This is a genomic window from Zhihengliuella alba, assembly GCF_039538765.1.
In the GTDB taxonomy this organism is placed as follows: domain Bacteria; phylum Actinomycetota; class Actinomycetes; order Actinomycetales; family Micrococcaceae; genus Zhihengliuella; species Zhihengliuella alba.
The window spans coordinates 103765-127347 of record NZ_BAABCJ010000006.1 but is presented as its reverse complement, the minus strand read 5'-3'; the positions used below and the strand labels follow the sequence as shown (position 1 = coordinate 127347).

Sequence of the window (23583 nt, the reverse complement as noted above, 5' to 3'; positions counted from 1 at the left end):
GAAACACTTGACCCGTCGATCTCACTTGTTTGGATGGGGAGGGAAGCATCGCGCAGTCCCGCGTGTTGTAACGAATGGAAGCGGCCATACGGCCACTGAGCGATCCGTGAAGGATTGACTGGACATGACCACTCGACGGTCGGCACACACTCCCGAGCATCCGCGCCCGGAGCACTTCCTGCTCCACATCAGCGACACCCACCTCACGGCCGAGGATGTGGCGCTCGGCGGAACCATCGACGCGGAGGCGAGGCTCCAGTTGGTCTTCGCGGACCTGGAGGCCTCGGGATGCCGCCCGGAGGCGCTGATCTTCACCGGGGACCTCGCGGACAAGGGTGCCCCGGAGGCCTACGCCAAGCTGCGGGCCATCGTCGAGCCCGCGGCGGAGAGCATGGGCGCCAGCGTCATCTGGGCGATGGGCAATCACGACGACCGCGCCGCGCTCCGGCAGGGTCTCCTGGACGAGGAGCCGAGCTTCGCGCCCCTCGACGCCGTCCACTGGCTGGGCGGCCTGCGCGTGATCGTGCTGGACACCAGCGTCCCGGGCGCGCACCACGGCGAGGTCTCGCCCGAGCAGCTCGACTGGCTCGCCGCGGAGCTCTCCTCGTCGGCCCCGGAGGGGACCATCCTGGCGCTGCACCACCCGCCGGTCCCGTCGGTCCAGCCGCTCGCGATCCTCGTGGAGCTCCGCGGCCAGGCGGCGCTCGCGGAGGTGCTGGAGGGCACCGACATCCGGGCCATCCTTGGCGGACATCTCCACTATTCGACCAGCGCCACCTTCGCCGGCATCCCGGTCTCGGTCGCCTCGGCGACCTGCTACACGCAGGACCTCGCGGCCGCCGTCGACCCGGCCACGGGCATCCGCGGCACGCGCGGCCGGGACTCGGCCCAGGCCTACAACCTGGTGCACGTGTTCCCCGAGACGGTGGTCCACTCGGTCGTCCCGGCGGCTGGCGGGGAGAGCTTCGGCGACGTCCTCACGCCGGCCGAGGTCCAGGAGCGGCTGCACCAGCACGGGATCGAGTACGACGGCGGCGCGGAGACCGGCGCCGCGCGCCACCGGTCGGCGGGGGAGCGAAGCAGCGTCTGAAGCCAGAGGCGTCCGGGCCCAGGTCCATCTGACGCCGTGACCGTTTGAGTCCAGGGCCCCAGGGGCCCACGAAGAGCCCGCGTTGTCGACGCGGGTCGCCCGAGGGGCGGCCCGGGGTCGACGACGCGGGCTTCTGTGCGTCAGCCCTCCGGCGCGGATCGCGTGGGCATCGGTGATTCGGCGCAGCCATTGCCAACTACCTATATGCATAGTTATTGTGTGACGCAGAACATAACTATCGATATAGATAGTCGGCTCCCGAAAGGTGCGAACGCCATGACAACGACCGCAAGTCGACCCGCGACCGAACAGGGCAGCGTTGCTGCGAAGGTCTTCCCCCACCCGTTGAACGCCTGGTACGTGGCCGCATGGGACCACGAGGTCACCCGGAAGCCCATGTCGCGGCGCATCGCCAATCGGCCTCTGGCCCTCTACCGCACGGAGGACGGGCGGGCCGTGGCGCTCGCAGACGCCTGCTGGCACCGGCTCGCCCCGCTGTCGCTGGGCAAGACCACTGGCCGAGACGGGATCCAGTGCCCGTATCACGGCATCGTCTACAACTCGGCCGGCCGTTGCATCTCCATGCCGGCGCAGGAGACGGTCAATCCCAGCGCCGCAGTCCCCTCCTACCCGGTCGTGGAGCGCTACCGCTATGTCTGGGTCTGGCTGGGGGATCCGCTGCTCGCCGATCCGGACGCCGTCCCGGACATGTCCCAGATGACCGACCCGGAGTGGGCCGGCGACGGGGAGACGATCCACGCGGACTGCAACTACCAGCTGATCCTGGACAACCTCATGGACCTGACCCACGAGGAGTTCGTGCATTCGTCCTCGATCGGGCAGGAGGAGCTGAGCGAGTCGGAATTCGAGACCGTCCACGACGGGAACACCGTCACGGTCTCGCGCTGGATGTTCGACATCGACGCCCCGCCGTTCTGGCTGAAGAACATGCGGGACAAGTTCCCCGGATTCGAGGGCCGGGTGGACCGGTGGCAGATCATCCACTTCGAGGCGCCCTCGACGATCCGCATCGATGTGGGAGTGGCCAAGGCGGGGACCGGGGCGGAGCGCGGGGACCGCAGCCAGGGCGTCAATGGGTACGTCATGAACACCATCACCCCGGAGACCGACCGCACCTCGCACTACTTCTGGGCCTTCATGCGCAACTACCGGCTCGACAGCCAGCTCATCACCACTCAGCTCCGCAACGGCGTGCACGGGGTGTTCGGCGAGGACGAGGCCATGCTCCAGGCGCAGCAGGAAGCGATCGACGCCAACCCCGATCACGAGTTCTACTCCCTGAACATCGACGCCGGCAGCATGTGGGTGCGGCGCATCCTCGACGGCATGCTCGCCGCCGAGGGGCGTTCGGGCGCACGCGCCTGAACCCGGGAGGAGACACGGAACCATGGCAGTCACCAGTCAGGACGTATGGCAGGACGCAGTGGTCGTCGAGGCCCGGACCGTCGCGCGCGGAATCCGCCGGATCGTCGTCGAACCGGAGCAGCCCGTGGCGGCGTCGCCGGGCAGTCACGTGGACGTGAGCCTGGAGCTGGACGGCGACCCCGTCCGGCGCTCGTACTCCGTCGTGGAGTCGGTCGACGAGGGCCGCCGGCTGGCGATCAGCGTGCTGAGGACGAAGGACTCGCGCGGCGGCTCCCAGTTCATGCACACGCTGGAGCCGGGCGACCGCCTGCGGATGACCCAGCCGCTCCAGAACTTCCCCCTGCGCATCGGGGCACCGGCGTACGTGCTGGTCGCAGGCGGCATCGGCATCACTGCGATCGCGCACATGGCAGCCGTGCTGAAGTCCGTCAGAGCGGACTACCGGCTCCACTACGTCGGGCGCAGCCGCGAGGCCATGGCCTACGTGGATGAGCTCGAGGCCGAGCACGGCGACAGGCTGGAGCTGCACGCCGACGACGAATCGGGCCGGTTCGACGTCCCGGGGCTCGTGCAGGGCGCCCCGGCCGACGCCGAGCTGTACATGTGCGGGCCCATCCGCCTGATGGACGCGGTCCGGCGCAGCTGGGCCGGGGCCGGCCGCGAACCCAGCAGCCTGCGCTACGAGACGTTCGGCAACTCGGGCTGGTTCGACGCCGAACCGTTCACTGTCCAGGTCCCGCGTCTGGGCGTGCGGACCGAGGTGCCGTCCGGCTGCTCGCTCCTCGAGGCCCTGGAGAACGCCGGCGTGGCGATGCTCTCCGACTGCCGCAAGGGCGAGTGCGGCATCTGCCAGGTGCGAGTCCTCGACCTCGAGGGAGAGATCGACCACCGCGACGTGTTCTTCAGCGAACGCCAGCACAACAACGGCGGCAAGCTCTGCGCCTGTGTCTCCCGCGTCATCGCGGGGCAGCAGGCCGCGCCCGGGGGATCCGTCCTCACCCTCGACGTCGGCTGACGCCTCGAGCACCCCTTTCCCTCGCCACGCGCACCACCACTCCTCCGAAAGGCACGTCCATGAGCCCCGAGCACGACATCCGTCATCGGATCGACGCCGCGAAGATGTCCCACTACCAGTGGCTCATCGTCGCCGTCGCGACCTTCCTCAACGCCCTGGACGGATACGACGTCCTGGCCATGGCGTTCACCGCCAACGCCGTCACCGGCGAGTTCGCCCTCTCCGGCAGCCAGCTGGGATGGCTGCTCAGCGCCGGGCTGCTCGGCATGGCCGCGGGCTCGATAGGACTGGCGCCGCTGGCCGACCGATTCGGCCGCCGGCGCATCCTGCTGCTCGCGCTGGCCGTGAACGCTACGGGCCTCTTCCTCTCGGCCACGGCGACGAGCGCCGGCCAGCTAGGCGCCTGGCGCGTGGTGACCGGCCTCGGCGTCGGAGGGATCCTGGCGACCATCACCGTGATCACCAGCGAGTACTCCAACCGGAAGCATCGCGGCATGGCGATCAGCATCTTCACCGCCGGCTACGGCGTCGGGGCGACTCTGGGCGGCATGGGCGCCACGCAGCTCATCCCGGAGTTCGGCTGGCGCTCGGTCTTCCTCACCGGCGGCATCCTGACGGTCCTCGCCATCATCGCGGCCGCGGCCCTGCTGCCGGAGTCGGTCGACTACCTGCGCGTACGCCGTCCCGCGGACCTGGATGAGCGGCTCGCCCGCATCGCGCGGCGAATCGGCCTGACCGGACCGGCGGTGCTCGAACCCGGGACGGGCTCCCGTCGCCGCCCCGGTGTGGGCCGGCTGCTCGATCGTCGCTACCGCACCACCACGTTCCTCCTCTGGACCGGCTTCTTCCTCATCATGTTCGGCTTCTACTTCGCCAACACGTGGACGCCCAAGCTCCTCGTCGAGTCCGGGATGACCGAGCAGCAGGGCATCATCGGCGGACTCATGCTCAGCATGGGCGGCACCTTCGGATCGCTCCTGTACGGCGTGCTGACCACGCGCTGGAGTGCGCGCGGAACACTGTCCGTGTTCAGCGCATTCTCCGCGGTCACGCTGGTCCTCTTCATCACCACGACGTCGGTGCCGCTCCTGGCGTTCTCCAGCGGCATCGTGGTGGGCATGCTGATCAACGGCTGCGTTGCGGGCCTCTACACGGTCGCGCCGCAGTCCTACGAACCGGCGATCCGGACGACCGGCGTGGGCTGGGGCATCGGCGTCGGGCGCGCCGGGGCCATCCTCGCCCCGATCGTCGTGGGCACCCTGCTGGACGCGGGATGGAGCCCGCTCCAGCTCTACATCGGCGTCGCCGTGGTGGTGCTGGGCGCAGCGGTCGTCGCGCTCCGACTGCGTCCCTGGGTCGAGCCCGCGCCCGAGGCGGCCTCCGACGCCGAGGCGACGGCGGCCCGCTGAGGGGCGGTCGATGTAGCCCCGGCACCGCCCGGCCCCCAGGGCCCGGCGGTGCGGGGGACGCTGCGGGGCCAGTCCCGACGTCAGAATAAGACGTCAGGAGCCATCCGGCGCCGAGTCCTCGGGGCCGTAGAGCTCGTCAGCGAGGCGCAGGCCGCGCTCGGCCCACGCGATCTCGGCCTCCGCCCGCGCGATCAGGCCCTCGTAGGCGAATCGCTTGAAGGCGATCGTCCGGTGCCGGTCCTGGGGAGCCGTCCGCTCCAGTCGGCGGTTCAGCATCTGGCTGCCCCCGTTCTCGATCTCATGGACCCGAGTGCGCCAGGCCTCGAGCAGGAACGAGTGGTGGGCCATGTGGGCCCGCATCTGCTCCCGGACGGCGGCCGGGCTGGCCCACTCGAGGTATGCGGCGCGCAGATGGGCGGGGTCGCGGACGCGGGCGTACTCCAGCGGGGAGTTCATCCAGGCGGTGAAGTCCGCGACCCCGGCCTCGGTGATGTGGTAGCGACGCTTGGTGGCGTTCTTCCCCCACGGCACGTCCTCGCCGTCGATCAGGCCCTCGCGCTCCATCTTGCGCAGCTGCGGGTAGATCTGCGAGTCGGGCGCGTACCAGACGTGTCCGACCGAGGAGTCGAAGACCTTGCACAGGTCGTAGCCGGTCATCGCATCCACGTTCAGCAGAGCCAGCAGTGCGTAGCGGAGACTCAAGCGGTTCCTTCCCTCGTGCCCAGAAGACACGCTCCATCCTAGGGGCGCTGCGCGGGCGGCTACTTCTCCCAGGGCGCGGGGATCGGGAAGTACTTCTCCAGGAAGTCGGTCACCACTTCCTGGCGCTCGCGCGCGGGGACCTCGGGGAAGGAGCCGTCGTTGAGGCAGAAGAAGTCCTGATTGCGCTTGCGCAGCAGCTTGGCGAGCCGGTCCAGCCCGGAGTACATGGTGGTGTCGATGTACTTCACCTTGGAGCCCGTCTGGGTCACCGCCCGGCCCGTTAGCAGCGCGTAGTAGTGGTACAGCGAGTTGGTGACGGAGATGTTGTCCTTGGCGCGGAACCGGCTGGCCGCCGTCGCCGCGAACTCGGTGGAGAAGACCTCCTCCATCTCGAAGAGGACGCTGCGCCGCAACGGCGCCGCCGTGTGCTCCAGATGGCGCGTGGTGATGCGGCCGAACCGGTCCTTCAGCAGGCGCCGGTTCACCCGGGCCGCGTTCTCGAATCCGGAGCGGTCGATGTGGTTGCTGCCCAGGCCGATCCGGGTCTCCGCCTCGATGAACTTGGTGACTCCGCCCGGGGAGAAGAAGGTGTCCGGCCCCAGGGGCCGGCCGAAGAACATGTCGTCGTTGGAGTACAGGAAGTGCTCCGAGAGCCCGTCGATGTGCTGCAACTGAGACTCGATGGCCTGCGAGTTGAAGGTCGGCAGGACCGTCGGGTCCCGGAAGTGGTCCTCCGCGCGGACGATCGTGATCTTCGGGTGCTCCGCGTCCAGCCACTCCGGCACGGGCGAATCGGTGCAGATGAAGATGTGCCGGATCCAGGGGGCGAACATATGCAGCGAGCGCAGCGCGTACTTCAGCTCGTTGATCTGCCGGAAGCGCGCCTCGGCGTCGTCCCCCTCGCCGACCACGACGTTCTCCTGGAAGGAGGCACGGTACCGCTGGAACTCGGGGTCGTTGCCGTCCACCCAGGAGAAGACCATGTCCACGGAGAAGTCGATGTCCGTCGCGTGGTCGGCGAACATGTTCTCGATGGTCGGCCACATGCGCCCGAAGCGCTGGACCGTGCCGCGCACCGCCTCGTCGGCCGGGATGGTCCGGCGGGTCAGCGAGTTCTCGACCGGCAGCTTGATGGTGCCGTCGTCGTCCCACTTCCACAGCTCGATCTGGACACCCGTGCCGCGGCCGTACGCGAGCCCGCCGACCGGATCCACCCGCGGCCGGTACAGGCGGAACATGCGCGCCTTGCTGCTGGCGCTGAGCTGGCCGTCGGCGACCAGGAGGGCGGAGGCCCCGCGGGCGTCGACCGGCAGCGAGTAGAACGGCTCGTCCCGGCAGGCGTTGACCAGGGTGGCGCGCAGCCGCTTGCGGTCCCGCCAGTTGGCGGCGATGACCGGGCGGGCGTCGTTGCCGCGGACCAGCAGGTAGTCCACGCCGGCGTCGTCGAGCGCGTCGCGGATGAAGAGCAGGTCGTTCACCATCGCCTCGTGCGGCGTGACGCTCTTGTTGATCAGGGCATAGCGGCCCTTGTGGCGCAGGACGTCGTCGCGGTGGCTGAACCGTGCACGCGCCTCGGCGCTGGTGATCTCCTGGAACTCACTGGTCGTCGTCTCCGGTTCGGGCGACGCGTAGTAGATCTCCGGTGTGACCGCCTCGAGGCCCGTGTTCTGTTCTGCCACCTAGTTGTCTCCTTCTGCCGTGGAATCGTTCCAACCCAGATTGATCGCCATCCGGTGCAGTGTGCGCACGGTGGTGGCGTAGTCCTCCCGCGGGATGCCCTCGCCGGACGCCTCGCGCATGCCGGCGACCGTCTCGTCGAGCTTCTCCCAGCCCAGGCGCCCCTGGTCCGTCAGGGTGAGCGAGCCGGCGGCGTCCGTGACCCACCCGGAGTCCACGAGCTCCGCGAGGTGCTCCGCGATGGTGTCCGGTTCGTCGTCGGGCGTGGGCGCCAGGAACGGCGCCAGCCGGTGGGAGAGCTGCCGGAGCGTCGCTGGCTCCTGCGCGAGCGAGTTCAAGAGCTGCCACTGCAGACGGGTGATCCCGTGCTCATCCAACGAGACGGCGAACTGTTCGTTGATGAGCGAGTCGACCAACTTGAGCCAGTAGCCAAGGGGCTTGCGTTCATCATGAGGTTCCATACGCCCAGACTAGACCCGACGCGGCGCGGAGCAAGGGGCGAGCTACTAGAATCGACGCATGACTTCCCCTGCCGACGCCCGCGCCCGCCTGCTCGAACTCATCAAGGAACTGGCCGTGGTCCGCGGCAAGGTGACCCTGTCCTCCGGCAAGGAGGCGGACTACTACATCGACCTGCGCCGGGTGACCCTGCACCACGAGGCGTCGCGCCTGGTCGGCGAGGTCATGCTGCAGCTCCTGGACGACGCCGGCGTGGAGTTCGAGACCGCCGGCGGACTCACCATGGGCGCCGACCCCGTCGGCACCGCGCTCATGCACGCGGCCGCGGCGCAGGACCGTGCAGTCGACGCGTTCGTGGTGCGCAAGGCGCAGAAGTCCTACGGCATGGGCCGCCAGGTCGAGGGGCCCGGCGTCGAGGGGCGCGACGTCGTCGTACTGGAGGACACGTCGACTACTGGCGGGTCTGCGCTGACCGCCGTCGAGGGCGTCCGCAACGCCGGCGGCAACGTGAAGGCCGTCGCCGTGATCGTCGACCGGGACACCGGGGCCAAGGAGCGCATCGAGGCCGAGGCCGGGGTGCCCTACCTCTTCGCCTTCGGCCTCGACGAGCTCGGCCTCTGAGGCCACCGCCCGGATGGAACGCTCGGTGCGGATCCGTGGGTTTACGGAGGACGACGTCGAACTGCTCGCCGGGCTGGCGCGCGACCAGCGGGTGGTGCGGTATGTCGGCGACGGAAGGCCGTGGTCCGACGCGCGCATCGCCGAGCGCGCCAGGCAGGCACTGAACCCCGGCGACTGGGGAGAGGTGGGCCGCGACCGCTGGGGCATCGTCTGGTGCGACGGCCTCACCGGGCCCGCCGCGGCCGGCAGCCCGGGCGACGAGGTCGGCGTGGAGCCGCAGACCGAGCGCATCGGCCTGTGCGTCGCGAAATTCGCGGCCGGCGACGACGCCATCGAGATCGGCTACTGGCTGGACCCCGACTACTGGGGCCGGCGTCTGGCGCGCCCGATGGTCGCCGCCGTCGTCGACTGGGTGGACTCCGGCCTGCGCCGAGCCGGCCGTCCGCCCGCGGACCTCGTGGCCCGGATCCAGCCGGCGAACCTCCCCAGCGCCGCGGCGGTCCGCGGCCTGGGCTTCGACTGCGTCGCCCGCGAGGCCGTCCCGCGCCCCGGCGGGGCCGGAGCCGACGACGTGGACGTCTACGTCCGCCGTGCCGCACGGATCCGGGTTTGACCAGTACCGAGGCATTGCCGGACGTGGAGACCCCGCCTAGTGTTCGAGCCATGTTCGGTATGGAAGCTTTCGCCCTGGGCCTGGCGGTGTACGTCGTTGTCTCCGCGATCCTGATCGCCGTTGGCGCGTGGATCCTGCACGCAGTCCTCCGCTCCGCGATCCGCAAGGCGTTGATCGACGTGAACGAGCACGAGCGGCGGGTCGCCCGGGGCGGCTAGAGCCACTTGTTGTGGCGGAAGACCGCCCAGAGGCCGACGGCGACCGCCGCCATCAGCCCGAGCGCCCCGTAGTAGCCGAACCGCCACTCCAGCTCCGGCATGTACTCGAAGTTCATGCCGTAGATGGCGCCCACGAGGCTCGGTGCGAAGATGATGGCCGCCCACGCGGAGATCTTCTTCATCTGCTCGTTCTGCTCCACGCTGGCTTGGGCCGCCGCCTGGGAGCTGAGCGTGGAGGAGAGCGAGAGCGCGTTGGTCAGCAGGTTCCGCATGCTCGCGATCCGCTCGTACAGGCGCTCCAGGTGGTCTTCGACGTCGGCGAGGTAGCGGTCGAGTTCGAGCGGCGCCGCGTCGTCGTCCTCCGAGTCCGCGGCGATCCGGCCGCGCAGTCCATCGACCACTCCCGCGAGCGGGGCCACGGCCTTCTGGAACTCCGAGACCTCCCGGTAGAGCTCGTAGATCCGCCGGGAGACACCGAAGCGCCCGGCGAACAGGTCCACCTCGATCTCCTCGATGTCGTTCTCGAGGCCGTCCGCCACGGGCTCGTACTCGTCGACCACGTGGTCGATGATCGCGTACTGGATCGCCACCGTGCCCATCGCGAGCAGCTGAGGATTGTCCTCCATGCGCCGCCGGACTCTCGCCAGGTCCGGTGCCTCCGCCCGCCGGACGGTGATCACGAAGTCGGGGCCCGTGTAGACGTGGAGCTCCCCGAACTCGACCTTCTCCACGTCGTCGAGGTAGCGGGCGGGCCGCAGGACCAGCAGCGTGTGGTCGCCGTACGAGTCCATCTTGGCGCGCTGGTGCGCCTCGAGCGTGTCCTCCACCGCGAGCTCGTGGAGGCCGAACTCGCGCGCCGCCGCCCCGAGTTCCTCGACCGTCGGCCGGTACATGCCCAGCCAGCAGGTCCCCTGGTGCTTCCGCAGGTGCTCCACGGTGGAGTCGAAGTCCTCGGGCGAGGCGATGCGCTCGCCCCTGACGTAGATGGCGCTGTCGACGATCGGCATGGTTCCAGAGTAGGACCCACGGCACTCCGGAGGGTGCGGGACGCACGGAGCCGCCCGCGGCGACGAGAAGCGGCGGCCGCTGCTATCCGCGGAGGGCCTGCGCGTTCCGGATCCAGGCCGCCGGATCGTCGAACACGGGCTGGATGGCGCGCAGGCCGGCGCCGAGGAGGGACGGCTCGGCGGGCGCCGCTGTCGCATCCACCTCGATGTCGCCGGCCTCGGCGGCCAGGGCGCGCGCGGCCAGCTCGGCCTCGAGGAACGGGGTGAGCTCCGCGGCGAGGGGCCGGAAGTAGCCGCCGAGCACCACCAGCGGCAGATCCACGATGTTCAGCACCTGCGAGAGCGCCAGCCCGAGCCGTGTGCCGATGCGCTCCACCACGGCGCGCCGCTCGGCCCCGGCCAGCGCCTCGAAGTACTCGCCGATGCCGCCGGCGTGGCCGGACTCCCGCGCCAGGGCCCAGTAGCTCGCGTAGGCCTCTAGGCAGCCGCGCCGCCCGCAGCGGCACTCCGGGCCGTCCGCGTCCAGGCACAGGTGCCCGATCTCGCCGGCCCAGCCGTGACGGCCGCGCAGGACCTCGCCCTCGCTGACCACCGCGCCGCCGATCCCCGTCTCGCCGTAGACCAGGACGAAGTCCCGCGCGCCGTCGCGCAGGCGCGCCACCGCCTCGGTCTCGGCCGCCAGCCGGGCGTCGTTCTCGAGCGTCACGGCGATCCCGGCCAACCCGGGGGCGGCCTCGAGCAGCTCCACCAGCGGCGCGTCGTCCCAGCCCAGGTTCGGTGCCGAGCGCACCCGCTGTCCGTCCGGGCTCAGGCGCCCCGGGACGGACACCACCAGTCCGGCGACCGCGTCGTGCGCGTGCGCCGTGAGCAGCTCGCGGGCCAGGTCGGCGAGGAGGACCACGGCATCGCGCGGCGTCGGGGGGTGTGTCACCGGGACGGAGGCCGTGGCGACGACCTCCTGGCGGAGATCGACCAGATCGACGGCCACGTGGTCGGCGCTGACCAGCGCGCCGAGCGCGACGACCGACGCCGCCGCCAGTGCCACGGGCGTGCCCGGGCGGCCGCCCGTGCCGGTCCGGGCCGGCGCCTGCTCGGCCAGCAGCCCGGCCGAGAGCAGGTCGTCGACGAGCCGGGAGACGGTCGGCTTCGTCAGGGACGTCGCCTGCGCGAGCTCGGCCCGGGAGAGGGGCGTCTCCGCAGCGGCCAGGACCTTGAGGAGGGTGGAGAGGTTGTGCTCGCGTACGTTGGCCAGCTGCACGGGCGGGCCCTCCTTCGGGCGGTCTCTATCGGTCGGCGCGGGCGGTCCGGGGGCTGCTCGCCCCCGGGTCCCATGGCCCCGGGAGCAACGGGTATTGCGTTGAGGGCTTCGGATGATCATACTAAGTAATTATTCATAACTATTCACGCCCGGAAGGACTCCCCATGTCTGTCCCCACCCCCGCCCCCGAGCACAAGTTCGCCTTCGGCCTCTGGACCACCGGCTGGGAGGCCCGCGATCAGTTCGGCCTCGCCACCCGCCCGGCGATCGACCCGGTCGACTCCCTGCACCACCTCAAGGAGCTCGGGGCCTGGGGCTTCACGTTCCACGACAACGACGTGATCCCGTTCGGCGCCTCGGCCTCGGAGCGCGACGCGATCCTGTCCCGCCTCAAGGGCGCCATCGACGAGACCGGCCTGGTGGTCGAGATGGTCACCACGGACACCTTCGCGCACCCGATCTTCAAGGACGGGGCATTCACCTCCAACGACCGCGGCGTGCGCCGCTACGGCCTGCGCAAGGTCCTGGAGAACGTGGACCTGGCCGCAGAGCTCGGCGCCAAGACCTTCGTCATGTGGGGCGGCCGCGAGGGCTCCGAGTACGACTCGTCGAAGGACCTGCTGGTGGCCCACGAGCGCTACGCCGAGGGCATCGACACGGTCGCCGGCTACATCAAGTCCAAGGGCTACGACCTGCGCATCGGCCTGGAGCCGAAGCCGAACGAGCCGCGCGGCAACATCTTCCTGCCGACCATCGGCCACGCCCTCGCCTTCATCGAGCGGCTGGAGCACGGCGACATCGTCGGCGTGAACCCGGAGACCGGCCACGAGCAGATGGCCACCCTGAACTACAACCACGGCCTGGCGCAGGCGCTGTGGTCCGGCAAGCTGTTCCACATCGATCTCAACGGCCAGCACGGCCCGATGTACGACCAGGACCTGGTGTTCGGCCACGGCGACCTGATCAACGCGTTCTTCACCGTGGACCTGCTGGAGAACGGCTTCCCGTCCAAGCCGGGTGCCTTCGAGGGGGCCCGCCACTTCGACTTCAAGCCGTCCCGCACCGAGTACACCAAGGGCCAGTGGGACTCCGCCGCTGCGAATATGGAGATGTACCTGATGCTCGCCGAGCGGGCCAAGGCCTTCCGTGCCGATGCCGAGGTCCAGGAGGCCCTGGAGGAGGCCGGTGTCAACGAGCTGGCGCAGCCGACCATCGCGTCCGGCGAGTCGCTCGAGGACCTGCTCGCGGACCGCTCCGCCTACGAGGAGTTCGACGTCCAGCGCGCCGCCGACCGCAACTACGGCTTCGTCCGCCTGCACCAGCTGGCCATGCGCCACCTGCTCGGCTTCGGCAAGTAACCCCTCACGGCCGCCGGTGGGGCCGGGTGCCTGATGCAGTGCCCGGTGCAGTGCCCAACGCAGTGCCCAGAGCACTCGGCCCCGCCGCGCGCCACGGGAGCGCTACGCTCCCCCTGGAAGACCCACACGAACTGCAAGGAACAGCACATGAGCCGCACGCTTGTCGCCGGGATCGACTCCTCCACCCAGTCCACCAAGGTCCTGCTGGTCGACGCCGAGACCGGCGACGTCGTCGACGAGGGCCGTGCGCCGCACCCGGACGGCACCGAGGTGGACCCGCGTGCGTGGATCACCGCACTGGACCGGGCCGGGGAGGGCTTGCTCGAGCGCGCCTCCGCCGTCGCCGTCGGCGGCCAGCAGCACGGCATGGTCGCCTTGGACGAGAACGACGACGTCGTCCGCGACGCCCTGCTGTGGAACGACACGTGCTCGGCCCAGGCGGCCGAGGACCTCATCGCCGAGCTCGGCGGCCCGCGGGCCGCGGCCGAGGCGACCGGCAGCGTGCTCGTCCCCTCCATCACCTCCACGAAACTGCGCTGGGTGCGGGACCACGAGCCGGAGCACGCCGCCCGGATCAAGCGCGTGCTCCTGCCGCACGACTACCTGACGTGGCACCTCAACGCGGACAAGACCCGCTTCACCACGGACCGCGGCGACGCCTCCGGCACCGGCTACTTCTCCACGGTGGAGAACGCCTGGCTCCCGGAACTCGCCGAGCAGGCGCTCGGGCACGCGATCGAGCTGCCCGAGGTCGCAGCACCGGATGCGGTCGTGGGGGAGACCGCCTGGGGCGCGAGGATCGGGCCCGGCACCGGGGACAACGCCGCCGCCGCGCTCGGGCTCGACCTCAAGCGCGGGGACGTCTCCCTCTCCATCGGGACCTCCGGCGTCGCCGCGATGGTCTCCCCGGTCCCGACCACGGACGCCAGCGGCCTGGTGAGCGGCTTCGCGGACGCCACCGGTCAGTTCCTGCCGCTGGCCTGCACGCTGAACGCGGCCCGGATCCTCGACTTCGGGGCCCGCATCCTCGGCGTGGACCACGCCCGGCTGGCCGAGCTGGCGCTCGAGTCCGTACCGGGAGCGAACGGCACCACGCTGCTGCCCTACCTGGACGGCGAGCGGACGCCGAACCGCCCGGACGCCACGGGGACGCTGGCGGGCCTCACCACGGCCACCACGCAGGCCGACATCGCGCGGGCCTGCGTCGAGGGGCTGCTCTGCTCGCTCGCCGACGCGGTGGAGCACCTCGAGGCGACCACCGGCACGAGTGCCGAGCGCATCTTCCTCATCGGCGGCGGCGCCAAGTCCCGGGCCGTGCGCGAACTGGCCCCGGCGATCCTGGGGCGCGACGTCGTGGTCCCGGCCGAGCGCGAGTACGTGGCCCTGGGCGCCGCCCGCCAGGCCGCCTGGGCCCTGACGGGGGAGCGGCCGGCCTGGGAGGTCCAGGGCGCGGAGGTCTACACGGCCGAGCCCACTCCGCAGGTCATGGAACAGTACAGGACGCTGCGCGCCAACACCGCCGACTGGTAGGACGCACGCGAAGCCCAGCGAGCGAACGGTGAGGGGGCGGGGTTCCACGTGGAACCCCGCCCCCTCACCGTCCTGCCGCGGCTGCGGCCGTCAGACGCCGGCCTCCTGCGCGGCGCCCGGTCCCGCGGCCAGGACCGCCTCGGCGGCCTCGCGGATCACGCGGACCGGCGTGTCCAGCACGCGGCCCTCGGGCACCGCGCGGACCGGCCCCGAGACGGCGAATCGGCCGGCGAGGGGCAGGTCCTCGCTGCTCGTGCCCACCTTCACGGAGAAGGCGCCCGGCTCCACGATCCGCTTCCCCTCCACGCCGGTGAAGGACGTGCGGTCGGCGTGGATCCGGAACTCGACCCGGGCCGACTCGCCGGACTCCAGCTCCACCTTCGCGAAGCCGGTCAGCCAGAGCCGCGGCCGCACCACGGACGCCACCTCGTCCTCGAGGTACGCCTGCACCACCTCCGCGCCGGCCCGGCCGCCCGTGTTGGTGACGGACGCCGCCACGGTGAGCACGCCGTCGTTCCCCATCTCCTCCGCGGAGAGCTCCAGGTCGCTCACCGCGAACGACGTGTAGGACAGGCCGTAGCCGAACGGGTACAGCGGCCGCGGGTCGAGGTTGGACACACCGTCCGAGTACCAGCCCAGCGGCGGGGTCAGGTAGGTGCCGGGCTGCCCGCCCACATGGTCCGGGATCTGCACCGGCAGCTTCCCGGACGGGTTCACCGCGCCCGTCAGCACGGAGGCGAGCGCGGGGCCGCCCTCCTCGCCCGGCATGAACGCCTGCACGATCGCCGCCGCCCGGTCGGCGAACGCCCCGAGCGAGTACGGCCGACCGGTGACGAGCACCAGCACGGTCGGCGTCCCCGTGGCGAGGACGGCCTCCACCAGCTCCGCCTGGCGGCCCGGAAGCCCCAGGTCGACGACGTCGCAGCCCTCGCCCGAGGTGCCGCGGCCGAACAGGCCGGCCAGGTCGCCGACCGTCACGATCGCGACGTCCGCGTCCCGGGCCGCCGCGACGGCCGCCTCGAGTCCGGAGCCGTCCGGGTCGGTGAAGTCCACGCCGCGCTCGTGCACGATCTCCGCGCCGGACAGCGCCGGGGCGGCCCTCAGCGCGTCGAGGATCGAGACCAGGTCGATCCCGTGCTCGTCCTCCCCGAAGAACCGCGAGTACACGTGGTTGGTGAAGGAGTAGCACCCCAGGTGGGTGCGCGGCTGCCCGGCGGAGGGGCCGACGACGGCGAGGCGCGGCCCGCCCTCGGCCCCGCACGGCGTGGCGGCCCCGCCCGGCGAAGCGGCCCCGTCCGGTGCCGCGGTCCCGCCCGATGCCGCGGTCCCGCCCGATGCCGCGGTCCCGCCTAGGGGCAGGACGCCGTCATTCTTGAGCAGGATGATCGACTGCTCGGCCATGCGGCGGGCGTGCGCGCGGTTGCCGGCCGAGTCGAGGTCGACGTCGTCCCCCTCCCACGCATCCTCCGGGGACCAGTCGGCGTCCAGCAGGCCCAGCTCGGCCTTCTGCGTCAGGACCCGGCGGACCGCCGTGTCGAGCACCTCGGCGTCCAAGCGCCCCGACCCGACCGCGCGGGCGAGGTTCCGGAAGGCGTTCGTCTCCGGCAGCTCGACGTCCATGCCGGCGGTGAGGGAGAGGACGCCGGCGTCGTCCTGGTCCTCGGCGACCCGGTGCATGGTCTCCAGGAAGCTGATGGCCCAGTAGTCGGACACCACCGTGCCGGTGAAGCCCCAGCGCTCGCGCAGGATCCCGGTCAGCAGGCGGTGGCTGGCCGCCGGGGCCTCGCCGTCCACGTCGGCGTACGAGTTCATGACCGAGCGGGCGCCGCCCTCGCGGACCGCCCGTTCGAACGGCGGCAGGACCACGTCCTCGAACTCACGGCTGCCCATCGGCACCGGCGCGTGGTTGCGGCCGGCCCGGGAGGCGGCGTAGCCGGCGAAGTGCTTGAGCGTCGCGTGCACGCCCCCGGACTGCAGCCCCTGGACGTACGCGGTGCCGAGCTCGCCGACGAGGTGCGGGTCCTCGCCGAGGGTCTCCTCGACGCGGCCCCAGCGGTAGTCCCGGACGACGTCGAGCACGGGGGAGAGGCCCAGGTGGACGCCGGTCTTCCTCATGTCGCGTCCGATGCGTGCCGCCATGTCCCGCACCAGCGACGCGTCGAAGGAGGCCGCCCAGGCGATCGACGCCGGGTAGCAGGTCGCGGCCATGGTGGTGAAGCCGGTCAGGCACTCCTCGTGCGCGAGCGCCGGGAGGCCGAGCCGGTTGGCGCCGAGCACCTGCCGCTGCAGGCGGGCCAGCCGCTCGCGCCCCTCGGCGGGGTCCAGGGGTGCCGAGCCGAAGGCCCGCGTGATCTGGCCGAGCCCGCCTCGGATCTCCTCCTCGAACGTCGGGCGGCCGCTGGAGAAGGTGTCCTCCATCGGCGCGACGTTGCCGTCGCCCCCGCCCTGCTCCTTCCGTTCCTCCGGCCGGATCCAGTACGAGCCCAGCTGGGAGACCTTCTCCTCCAGGGTCAGCTCGGCCAGCAGCGCCTCGACGCGGTCGGGGATCGGCAGCCGGGCGTCCTGCCAGCGGTGTTCTGCGGTGGTCATGGGATTCCTTTGCAGGTCGAGGTCTTACTTGCTGAAGCCGGCGGTCAGGCCGGAGATCAATTGCTTGCGGCCGAGGATGTACGCGGCGAGGATCGGGACGCAGGAGAGGACGACGGCGGCCAGCACCGCGGGGACGTCGACCGCGAACTCGCCCTGGTAGCTCCAGAGCGACAGCGGCAGCACGCGCACCTCCGAGCTCTGGGTGAGCACCAGCGGGAACAGGAAGCCGTTCCACACCTGCAGGGCGTCGTAGATCCCCACCGTCACGATCGCCGGCTTCGACAGCGGCAGCACCAGCAGCCTGAACATCTGCCAGTGCGAGGCGCCGTCGATCGTCATCGCCTCGTACAGCGAGGTCGGGATGTCGCGCAGGAAGTTCGTGAGGATCAGGACGCTGATCGGGATCGCGAAGGCGATGCCCGGCAGGATCAGCGCCAGCAGGCTGTCGTAGAGCCCCAGCTGCACGATCAGGTAGTACACCGGGATGATGGTCGCCTGGATGGGGATGGCGATGCCCAGCAGGAACAGCCGGTGGGAGAACCGCGCGAACCGCCCGCGGTTGCGGACGATCACGTAGCTCGCCAGCAGCGAGATGGCCAGCACGACGGCGACGGTCGCGACCGCGACGATGGCGCTGTTGGCGAAGTACAGCAGGAACTCGTTCTCCAGCACCCGCTGGTAGGCCCCGAGCGTGGGGTTCGCGGGCAGCGAGAGCGGGTTGGCGCTGTAGTACTCCTCGCGCGGGCGCAGGCTGGTGACCACGATGTAGTAGATCGGGACGATCGTGACCAGCAGCCAGAACGTCCCGGCGAGGCCGCCCAGGACGTTGGGGGCCTGCCCCGCTCTCAGGAGCGAGGGGCGACGCCGCCGCGGGGACGGCTGCGGTCCCGCCTCGGGGCGGATCGCCGGCGTGACGGGGGCGGTGTCGTGGGTCGTTGCGGTCATCTCAGGCGCCCTCCATCTGGCTTTCCATCTGGTCGGAGCCGCTGAACTTGTTCAGGGCCAGGGAGACGATCAGGCCCACGACCACCAGGATCAGCGCGATCGCGCTCGCCGGACCCATCTGGTAGCTGCGGAACCCGGTCAGGTACATGTCCAGGGGCAGGATGCGGGTCGAGTTGCCGGGTCCGCCTGCCGTCATGACGAAGACCAGATCGAAGTACGTCAGGGAGCCGACGATCATCAGCGTGGAGCTGGTGACCACCGTGTACTTCAGCTGGGGCAGCGTCACGGAGAAGAACGTGCGGACCCGGCCCGCGCCGTCGAGCATGGCCGCCTCGTACAGGGAGTTCGGGATCTGCCGCACCCCCGCCTGGTAGAGCAGCGAGTGGAACGGCACGAACGACCACGAGATCACGAGGATCAGCACGTAGAACGCCAGCTGTGGGTTGCCCAGCCAGTCCTGGGCGAGCCAGCCGACGTCGAACGCCTTGGCGAGTCCGAAGTTCGGGTCCATCAGCGCCTTGAAGGTGATGCCGACGGCGGCGGCCGAGAAGAGCAGCGGGAGGAAGTACAGGACCGAGAAGAGGGCCCGGTACTTCTCGCTGCCGGCCATGAAGACGCCCAGCAGGATGGACAGGGGCGCCTGCACGGCGTAGCTGAGGACCGTCATGCCGAGCGTCAGCCACATGGCGTTGAGGGTGACCGGGTCGGAGAAGACCCGCTGCCAGTTGGCGAGGCCGGCGAACTCCGGGGTGCCGAGGCCGTCCCAGCTCATGAGGGACAGGACGGCCACGCCCAGCAGGGGGATGATCGCGAAGACCCCGAAGAAGGTCAGCGCGGGCGCGAGCATCCACGTGCTAGGTCCTGCGGTGCGGTCCCGCTGCCGGGGCGATCGGCGGATGGCGATGGCGTGTGAACTCATGGGGAAGCTGTCCGGTCTCCTGGGTTCGGGGCGGTCACGGGACGGGTCACTTGATGGTCGCGTTCATGGCGTCCACGAACTCCTCGGGCGTGATGGTGCCCTGGAAGATCTGGGCGAGCTTCGTGAGCAGCTCCTGCGCCTGAGCGGGCGCGAGGGCCTGGTCCCAGGAGAGCTGGAAGTTCGGCGCGTCCTGGACCATCCCGTAGGCGAAGGACAGGTAGTCCGACTCCTCGTGCGCGGCGATCTTCTCCTCGGCGCCCGTGGTGGACGGGACCAGTCCGGCGTCGAGCAGCGCGTCGACGGCGCCCTCGTCGAGGTTGACCTCGTTCAGGTAGTCGACGGCCGCCTGCTGCTGGTCCTCGGACGCCGCCGCGGAGACGGACCAGAAGTTCGCCGGGTTGCCGACCACGTTGGCCGGATCGCCCGCCCCGCCCTCGATGCCCGGGAACTCGGTGTAGCCGAGGTTGCCCTCCGCGAACCACTCGGGCGCGTCGGTCTTGAAGCTGGCGTAGACCCAGCTGCCCTGGAGGAGCATGGCCGCCTGGTCGGTGTGGAGCAGGGCGACGTCCGCGTTGTTGTCGGCGACGACGGAGCCGTACGACTCGCCGAAGGCGCCCGCGTCGACGAGTTCCTGGATCTTCGTGAGCGCCTCCGTCACGGCCGGGTGGCTCCAGGCATCCGGCTCGTTGTCCTGGATGGCCTGGAAGACCTCGGGGCCGCCGATGCGGTCCGTGAGGTACTGGATCCACATGAGGTAGGGCCACTGGCTCTGACCCGCGACGGCGAACGGCGTGATGCCCTCCGCTTTGAACTTCTCGACGACGTCGAGCGTCTCCTCCCACGTGGTGGGCGGCTCGGCGCCGACCTGCTCGAAGAGCTTCTCGTTGAAGTAGAGGATGACCGGCTGGGTGCTGTTGTTCGGGACCGCGTACTGCTTCCCGTCCACCTCGCCGGCCTGCATGATCGACGGGATCACGCGCTCGCCGAGCTCGTTCACCCGGCCGGTGAGGTCCACGACCTGCTCGTTCGCCACGTAGTCGGCCAGCGTGCCGCCGGTCCAGTTGAAGATCAACGTCGGCGCGTTGCCGGAGCCGACGGCGGTGCGGATCTTCTCCTTGTAGGCGTCGTTGGCGAAGTACTCGGCGGAGATCGCCTGCTCCGGGTGCGCCTCGCTCCACGCGGCGAACGAGTCCTCGAAGACGGACTGCTGGGCGCCCGTCAGGGTCCACGCGGAGAGGCCGTCGCCGGAGGCGGTGGCGCCGCCGGGCTGGGCTCCGCCGCAGGCGGAGAGCACCAGCGGTGCGATCAGCGCGGCGCCGGCGAGGACGCTGCGGCGGGTGATGCGGCTCCTGGTCGGGGCGGCGGTGCTGTGGTTGCTGGGGCTGGGCATGGGTGCACTCCCTTGAACATGGCAGGTGCTCTGCGATCGGATGCGGGTTCCCGCGTCGGTCCGAGGCGTCGGTCAGACGTCACGAAATTTTCGGAAACTTGTGTTCGGCGGAGAAAAGGTATGGTGTGTTCCGAGTCACGTCAAGGGGTGCGTGCGATGATTTCCCCGGCGCATCCGGGGGGCGGTTCGAAGGAGGAGGATATGACGACTGTGCGGCTTCAGGACATCGCTGCGGCGGCCGGGGTCTCGGTTGCGACGGCCTCCAAGGCGCTCAACGGGCGCGGCGACGTCAGCGAGGCGATGCGCCGGAGGATCGCAAAAATTGCGGAGGAGCTTTCGTATGCGCCGAGGCGCCGAGTGACCAGTCGGGACGCCCCGCTGCGCCTCACGATGGTCTTCGACCACTTCAGCAGTCCGTACGCTGTGGCCATCCTCAACGGGGCTATCCATGCGGCCAAGCGTGCCGGCGTGGAGTTGAGCACCACGTGCATCGAGGGCGACGCCGCCGGCCACGAGGTGCTGTCCATGCCCTGGCTGCGCGACCTGGTGAGGGCGGGGACGGCCGGCCTGATCGTGGTCACCACCTCGATCACCGACGCGCAGATCCGGTGGTGCCGGCAGAACGGCCTGCCGCTGATCGCCGTCGATCCGGCGTCGCGGAACCAGGAGGAGGTGGTCTCGATCGGCTCGACCAACTGGAACGGCGGCAAGCAGGCCACCGACCACCTGCTGTCCCTGGGGCATCGGCGGATCGGCATGGTCCGCGGGCCGGACGACTCGGTGCCCGCGGGGGAGCGCCTGCAGGGGTTCCGCTCCGCCATGCAGCTGGCCGGGGTGCCGGTCGACGAGTCACTGGTGCTCGGTGGCGGCTTTACCCCGGAGGCGGGCCGGAACGCCGCGCTGCGGATGCTCCATGCCGACGAGCCGCCCACGGCGATCTTCGCGGTGTCCGACGACGTCGCGCTGGGTGTGCTGCGCGGGGCGGAGGAGCTCGGGATCGGCGTCCCCGAGCGGCTCAGCGTCATCGGCTTCGACGACACGTCGGCGGCGTCCTGGATGTCGCCGGCGCTGACCACGGTCCGCCAGCCGCTGGACTCGATGGGGCAGGTGGCCGTCGAGCGGGCGCTCGCGCTGGCGAACGACCCGCAGCGCTTCGCCCACCCCTTCCAGCTGGAGACCCGGCTCGTCCCGCGGGCCTCGACGGCGCCGCCCGCCGGACTGGAGGACTAGCTAGCCGCGGTCAGCCGTCGCGTCGGTGGTCGAGGTCCCCGAGGAGCTCGTCGGCCCGGCGCAGATTCACTTCCATCTGATCGCGGCGCTCCCGGATCTGCTCGACCAGTGCAGCCAGCTGCTCCTGGGCCTCCGGCGTGCCGGACCGGGCGTCATCCAGGCAGTTCAGCGCTGTGCGCAGCTCCTCGAGGCTGAAGCCGAGCGGTTTCAGCGTCCGGATGACCAGCATCCGCCGCAGGTCCTCGTCCGTGTAGACGCGGTAGCCGCCCTCGGTGCGGGACGCCGGGAGCAGGCCGACGTCGTCGTAGTGCCGGATGGTGCGCAGCGACAGGCCCACGGCCTCGGCGAGCTCGCCAATCTGCATGTCTCTCCTCGGTCGTGAATCGTGGGGCGTCGCCCGGGTCGCGTCGGTCACAGGCCTTCAACCCTCACGTAACGTTAGGGTAGTCTGGATCGTGCCCGCCGGCGGCACCTCGGTGCCCGAAGCCCCCGACGCGGGCTCCATTCTACGAACCGCCACCCCCAGAACTTCCCCCGCCTCGCTGCGGCCGGCCGCCCCGCGGCTGCCGCGATCGGGCCGGGGCGGAAAGGCCAGCATGCCCACCACCGCCGAGGCCGCGGAGCTCACCCCGGAGCAGCGCCAGTCGACCCTGCGCACGCTCCGCTCGCCGCGCCTGCTGAAGACCGAGGTCCTGGCCGGCCTCGTCGTCGCCCTGGCCCTGATCCCGGAGGCGATCGCCTTCTCGATCATCGCCGGCGTCGACCCGCGCCTCGGGCTCTTCGCCTCGTTCACGATGGCCGTCACCATCGCCTTCGTCGGGGGCCGCCCCGCGATGATCTCCGCCGCGACCGGGGCCATCGCGCTGGTCATCGCGCCCCTGGTGGCCAGCCACGGGCTGGACTATTTCATCGCGGCGGTGATCCTCGCCGGCGTCCTGCAGGTGGTGCTCGCGTTGGTCGGCGTCGCCAAGCTCATGCGCTTCATCCCGCGCTCCGTCATGGTGGGGTTCGTCAACGCCCTGGGGATCCTCATCTTCATGTCCCAGGTGCCGGAGCTGCTGGGCGTCCCGTGGCTCGTGTACCCGCTGACGGCGCTCGGGCTGCTGATCGTGTTCGGCTTGCCCCGGATCACCCGCGTGGTGCCTGCGCCACTGGTCGCGATCGTCTTGCTCACGGCCATCACCGTCGCGGCCTCCATCACCGTGCCCACCGTGGGCGACAAGGGCGACCTGCCCGAGTCGCTGCCGGCCCTGTTCTTCCCGGACGTGCCGCTGACCCTGGAGACGCTGCAGATCATCTTCCCGTTCTCGCTGGCCATGGCGTTCGTCGGCCTGCTCGAGTCCCTCATGACCGCCAAGCTCGTGGACGACATCACGGACACCCACTCCAACAAGACGCGCGAGTCCTGGGGCCAGGGCGTCGCCAACCTCGTCACGGGCTTCTTCGGCGGCATGGGCGGCTGCGCGATGATCGGCCAGACCATGATCAACGTCAAGGCCTCCGGCGCCCGCACCCGGATCTCCACGTTCCTCGCCGGCCTCCTCCTGCTGGTCCTCGTGGTGGCGCTGGGCGACGTGGTGGCGATCATCCCCATGGCCGCGCTCGTGGCGGTCATGATCTTCGTGTCCATCGCGACGTTCGACTGGCACTCGATCCATCCGGCCACCCTGCGCCGCATGCCGAAGTCGGAGACCGCCGTCATGCTCGTGACCGTGGTCGCCACCGTCTGGACCCACAACCTGGCGATCGGCGTCGCAGCCGGCGTGCTGATGGCCATGGTGCTCTTCGCCCGGCGCGTCGCGCACTTCGTCACCGTGGAGCGGTCCGTCGCCGGCGAGGGGGAGGGTGCGGTCGCTACGTACGTGGTCGACGGCGAGCTGTTCTTCGCGTCCTCCAACGACCTCTACTACCAGTTCCAGTACGCCCTCGATCCGGACCGCGTGATCATCGACATGCACGCCTCCCACCTCTGGGACGCCTCGACCATCGCCGCGCTGGACAGCATCCAGGAGAAGTACGCCAAGTACGGCAAGACGGCGGAGGTCGTGGGCCTCAACCAGGCCAGCTCGGACATGCATCGGCGGCTCGCCGGGAAACTCGCCGGCGGGCACTGACGCCGAGGATGGCCGGCGCGGCGATGCCCGACGGGCCCGTCCCGCGGCGGCGA

General features: G+C 70.6%; 21 protein-coding genes. 11 read left to right on the top strand and 10 right to left on the bottom strand.

Annotation, left to right across the window (positions count from 1 at the left end; translation table 11 throughout):
- The first annotated feature begins 124 nt into the window (after positions 1 to 124).
- The 4 genes from ABD784_RS12130 to ABD784_RS12115 all read left to right on the top strand — a co-directional run bounded on the left by ABD784_RS12130 (position 125) and on the right by ABD784_RS12115 (position 4900).
- Positions 125 to 1090, top strand: a complete 966-nt coding sequence (locus ABD784_RS12130; RefSeq protein WP_344885013.1) for a phosphodiesterase — start codon at positions 125 to 127, stop codon at positions 1088 to 1090.
- A 276-nt stretch (positions 1091 to 1366) separates the two neighbouring features.
- Positions 1367 to 2476 carry an aromatic ring-hydroxylating dioxygenase subunit alpha gene (locus ABD784_RS12125; RefSeq protein WP_344885010.1) on the top strand — a complete coding sequence of 370 codons (1110 nt, stop codon included), beginning with the start codon at positions 1367 to 1369 and terminating at the stop codon, positions 2474 to 2476.
- A gap of 22 nt (positions 2477 to 2498) precedes the next feature.
- Positions 2499 to 3491, top strand: coding sequence for a PDR/VanB family oxidoreductase (locus ABD784_RS12120; protein WP_344885007.1), 993 nt, complete (start codon positions 2499 to 2501; stop codon positions 3489 to 3491).
- Between the two features lie 59 nt (positions 3492 to 3550).
- Entirely contained in the window at positions 3551 to 4900 is a 1350-nt protein-coding gene (locus tag ABD784_RS12115; protein ID WP_344885005.1) for an MFS transporter, read from the top strand.
- A gap of 93 nt (positions 4901 to 4993) precedes the next feature.
- Here the strand turns inward: ABD784_RS12115 and ABD784_RS12110 are convergent, their stop codons facing one another.
- The 3 genes from ABD784_RS12110 to ABD784_RS12100 are packed head-to-tail and all read right to left on the bottom strand — an operon-like array spanning position 4994 to position 7740.
- Positions 4994 to 5602, bottom strand: a complete 609-nt coding sequence (locus ABD784_RS12110) for a PadR family transcriptional regulator (protein ID WP_344885001.1) — start codon at positions 5600 to 5602, stop codon at positions 4994 to 4996.
- 59 nt (positions 5603 to 5661) lie between these two features.
- On the bottom strand, positions 5662 to 7281 hold the full coding sequence (locus ABD784_RS12105) for a stealth family protein (protein WP_344884998.1): 1620 nt from the start codon (positions 7279 to 7281) through the stop codon (positions 5662 to 5664).
- Entirely contained in the window at positions 7282 to 7740 is a 459-nt protein-coding gene (locus ABD784_RS12100; RefSeq protein WP_344884996.1) for a MarR family winged helix-turn-helix transcriptional regulator, read from the bottom strand.
- Between the two features lie 58 nt (positions 7741 to 7798).
- On the opposite strand from ABD784_RS12100, the gene pyrE reads away from it, so the two are divergent.
- From pyrE to ABD784_RS12085, 3 genes are read left to right on the top strand one after another with little or no spacing between them, the layout of a single operon-like run.
- Entirely contained in the window at positions 7799 to 8359 is a 561-nt protein-coding gene (gene pyrE, locus ABD784_RS12095) for an orotate phosphoribosyltransferase (protein ID WP_344884993.1), read from the top strand.
- Positions 8360 to 8372: 13 nt separating this feature from the next.
- Entirely contained in the window at positions 8373 to 8972 is a 600-nt protein-coding gene (locus ABD784_RS12090; protein WP_344884990.1) for a GNAT family N-acetyltransferase, read from the top strand.
- A gap of 50 nt (positions 8973 to 9022) precedes the next feature.
- Entirely contained in the window at positions 9023 to 9190 is a 168-nt protein-coding gene (locus ABD784_RS12085; protein ID WP_344884987.1) for a hypothetical protein, read from the top strand.
- Here ABD784_RS12085 and ABD784_RS12080 read toward each other — a convergent pair.
- Together ABD784_RS12080 and ABD784_RS12075 are read right to left on the bottom strand one after the other, a co-directional pair.
- Positions 9187 to 10197 (bottom strand): magnesium and cobalt transport protein CorA, encoded by a 1011-nt coding sequence (locus ABD784_RS12080; RefSeq protein ID WP_344884985.1) that lies wholly within the window; start codon positions 10195 to 10197, stop codon positions 9187 to 9189. The genes ABD784_RS12085 and ABD784_RS12080 overlap by 4 nt on opposite strands.
- Before the next feature lie 82 nt (positions 10198 to 10279).
- The gene (locus tag ABD784_RS12075; RefSeq protein WP_344884982.1) at positions 10280 to 11455 is read right to left on the bottom strand and encodes an ROK family transcriptional regulator; all 1176 of its coding nucleotides are present in this window, start codon (positions 11453 to 11455) and stop codon (positions 10280 to 10282) included.
- Positions 11456 to 11619: 164 nt separating this feature from the next.
- Here ABD784_RS12075 and xylA point away from each other — a divergent pair, with 164 nt between their 5' ends.
- A complete protein-coding gene (gene xylA / locus ABD784_RS12070; RefSeq protein ID WP_344884979.1) occupies positions 11620 to 12813 on the top strand; it encodes a xylose isomerase in 1194 nt (397 codons plus the stop codon).
- A gap of 147 nt (positions 12814 to 12960) precedes the next feature.
- Positions 12961 to 14343 carry a xylulokinase gene (gene xylB / locus ABD784_RS12065; protein ID WP_344884976.1) on the top strand — a complete coding sequence of 461 codons (1383 nt, stop codon included), beginning with the start codon at positions 12961 to 12963 and terminating at the stop codon, positions 14341 to 14343.
- Positions 14344 to 14433: 90 nt separating this feature from the next.
- Here xylB and ABD784_RS12060 read toward each other — a convergent pair whose 3' ends face one another.
- The 4 genes from ABD784_RS12060 to ABD784_RS12045 are packed head-to-tail and all read right to left on the bottom strand — an operon-like array spanning position 14434 to position 20186.
- Positions 14434 to 16932 (bottom strand): glycoside hydrolase family 3 N-terminal domain-containing protein, encoded by a 2499-nt coding sequence (locus ABD784_RS12060; protein ID WP_344884973.1) that lies wholly within the window; start codon positions 16930 to 16932, stop codon positions 14434 to 14436.
- A gap of 24 nt (positions 16933 to 16956) precedes the next feature.
- Complete coding sequence (locus tag ABD784_RS12055; protein ID WP_344884970.1) at positions 16957 to 17877, bottom strand: carbohydrate ABC transporter permease; 921 nt, start codon at positions 17875 to 17877, stop codon at positions 16957 to 16959.
- 1 nt (position 17878) lies between these two features.
- Complete coding sequence (locus tag ABD784_RS12050) at positions 17879 to 18796, bottom strand: carbohydrate ABC transporter permease (protein WP_344884967.1); 918 nt, start codon at positions 18794 to 18796, stop codon at positions 17879 to 17881.
- Positions 18797 to 18842: 46 nt separating this feature from the next.
- Positions 18843 to 20186, bottom strand: coding sequence for an extracellular solute-binding protein (locus ABD784_RS12045; protein ID WP_344884964.1), 1344 nt, complete (start codon positions 20184 to 20186; stop codon positions 18843 to 18845).
- Between the two features lie 201 nt (positions 20187 to 20387).
- Here ABD784_RS12045 and ABD784_RS12040 point away from each other — a divergent pair, with 201 nt between their 5' ends.
- Positions 20388 to 21416, top strand: a complete 1029-nt coding sequence (locus ABD784_RS12040) for a LacI family DNA-binding transcriptional regulator (protein WP_344884961.1) — start codon at positions 20388 to 20390, stop codon at positions 21414 to 21416.
- A 10-nt stretch (positions 21417 to 21426) separates the two neighbouring features.
- Here the strand turns inward: ABD784_RS12040 and ABD784_RS12035 are convergent, their stop codons facing one another.
- The gene (locus ABD784_RS12035; RefSeq protein ID WP_344884958.1) at positions 21427 to 21780 is read right to left on the bottom strand and encodes a MerR family transcriptional regulator; all 354 of its coding nucleotides are present in this window, start codon (positions 21778 to 21780) and stop codon (positions 21427 to 21429) included.
- 232 nt (positions 21781 to 22012) lie between these two features.
- On the opposite strand from ABD784_RS12035, the gene ABD784_RS12030 reads away from it, so the two are divergent.
- Complete coding sequence (locus tag ABD784_RS12030; protein WP_344884955.1) at positions 22013 to 23530, top strand: SulP family inorganic anion transporter; 1518 nt, start codon at positions 22013 to 22015, stop codon at positions 23528 to 23530.
- The last annotated feature ends 53 nt before the right edge of the window (positions 23531 to 23583 follow it).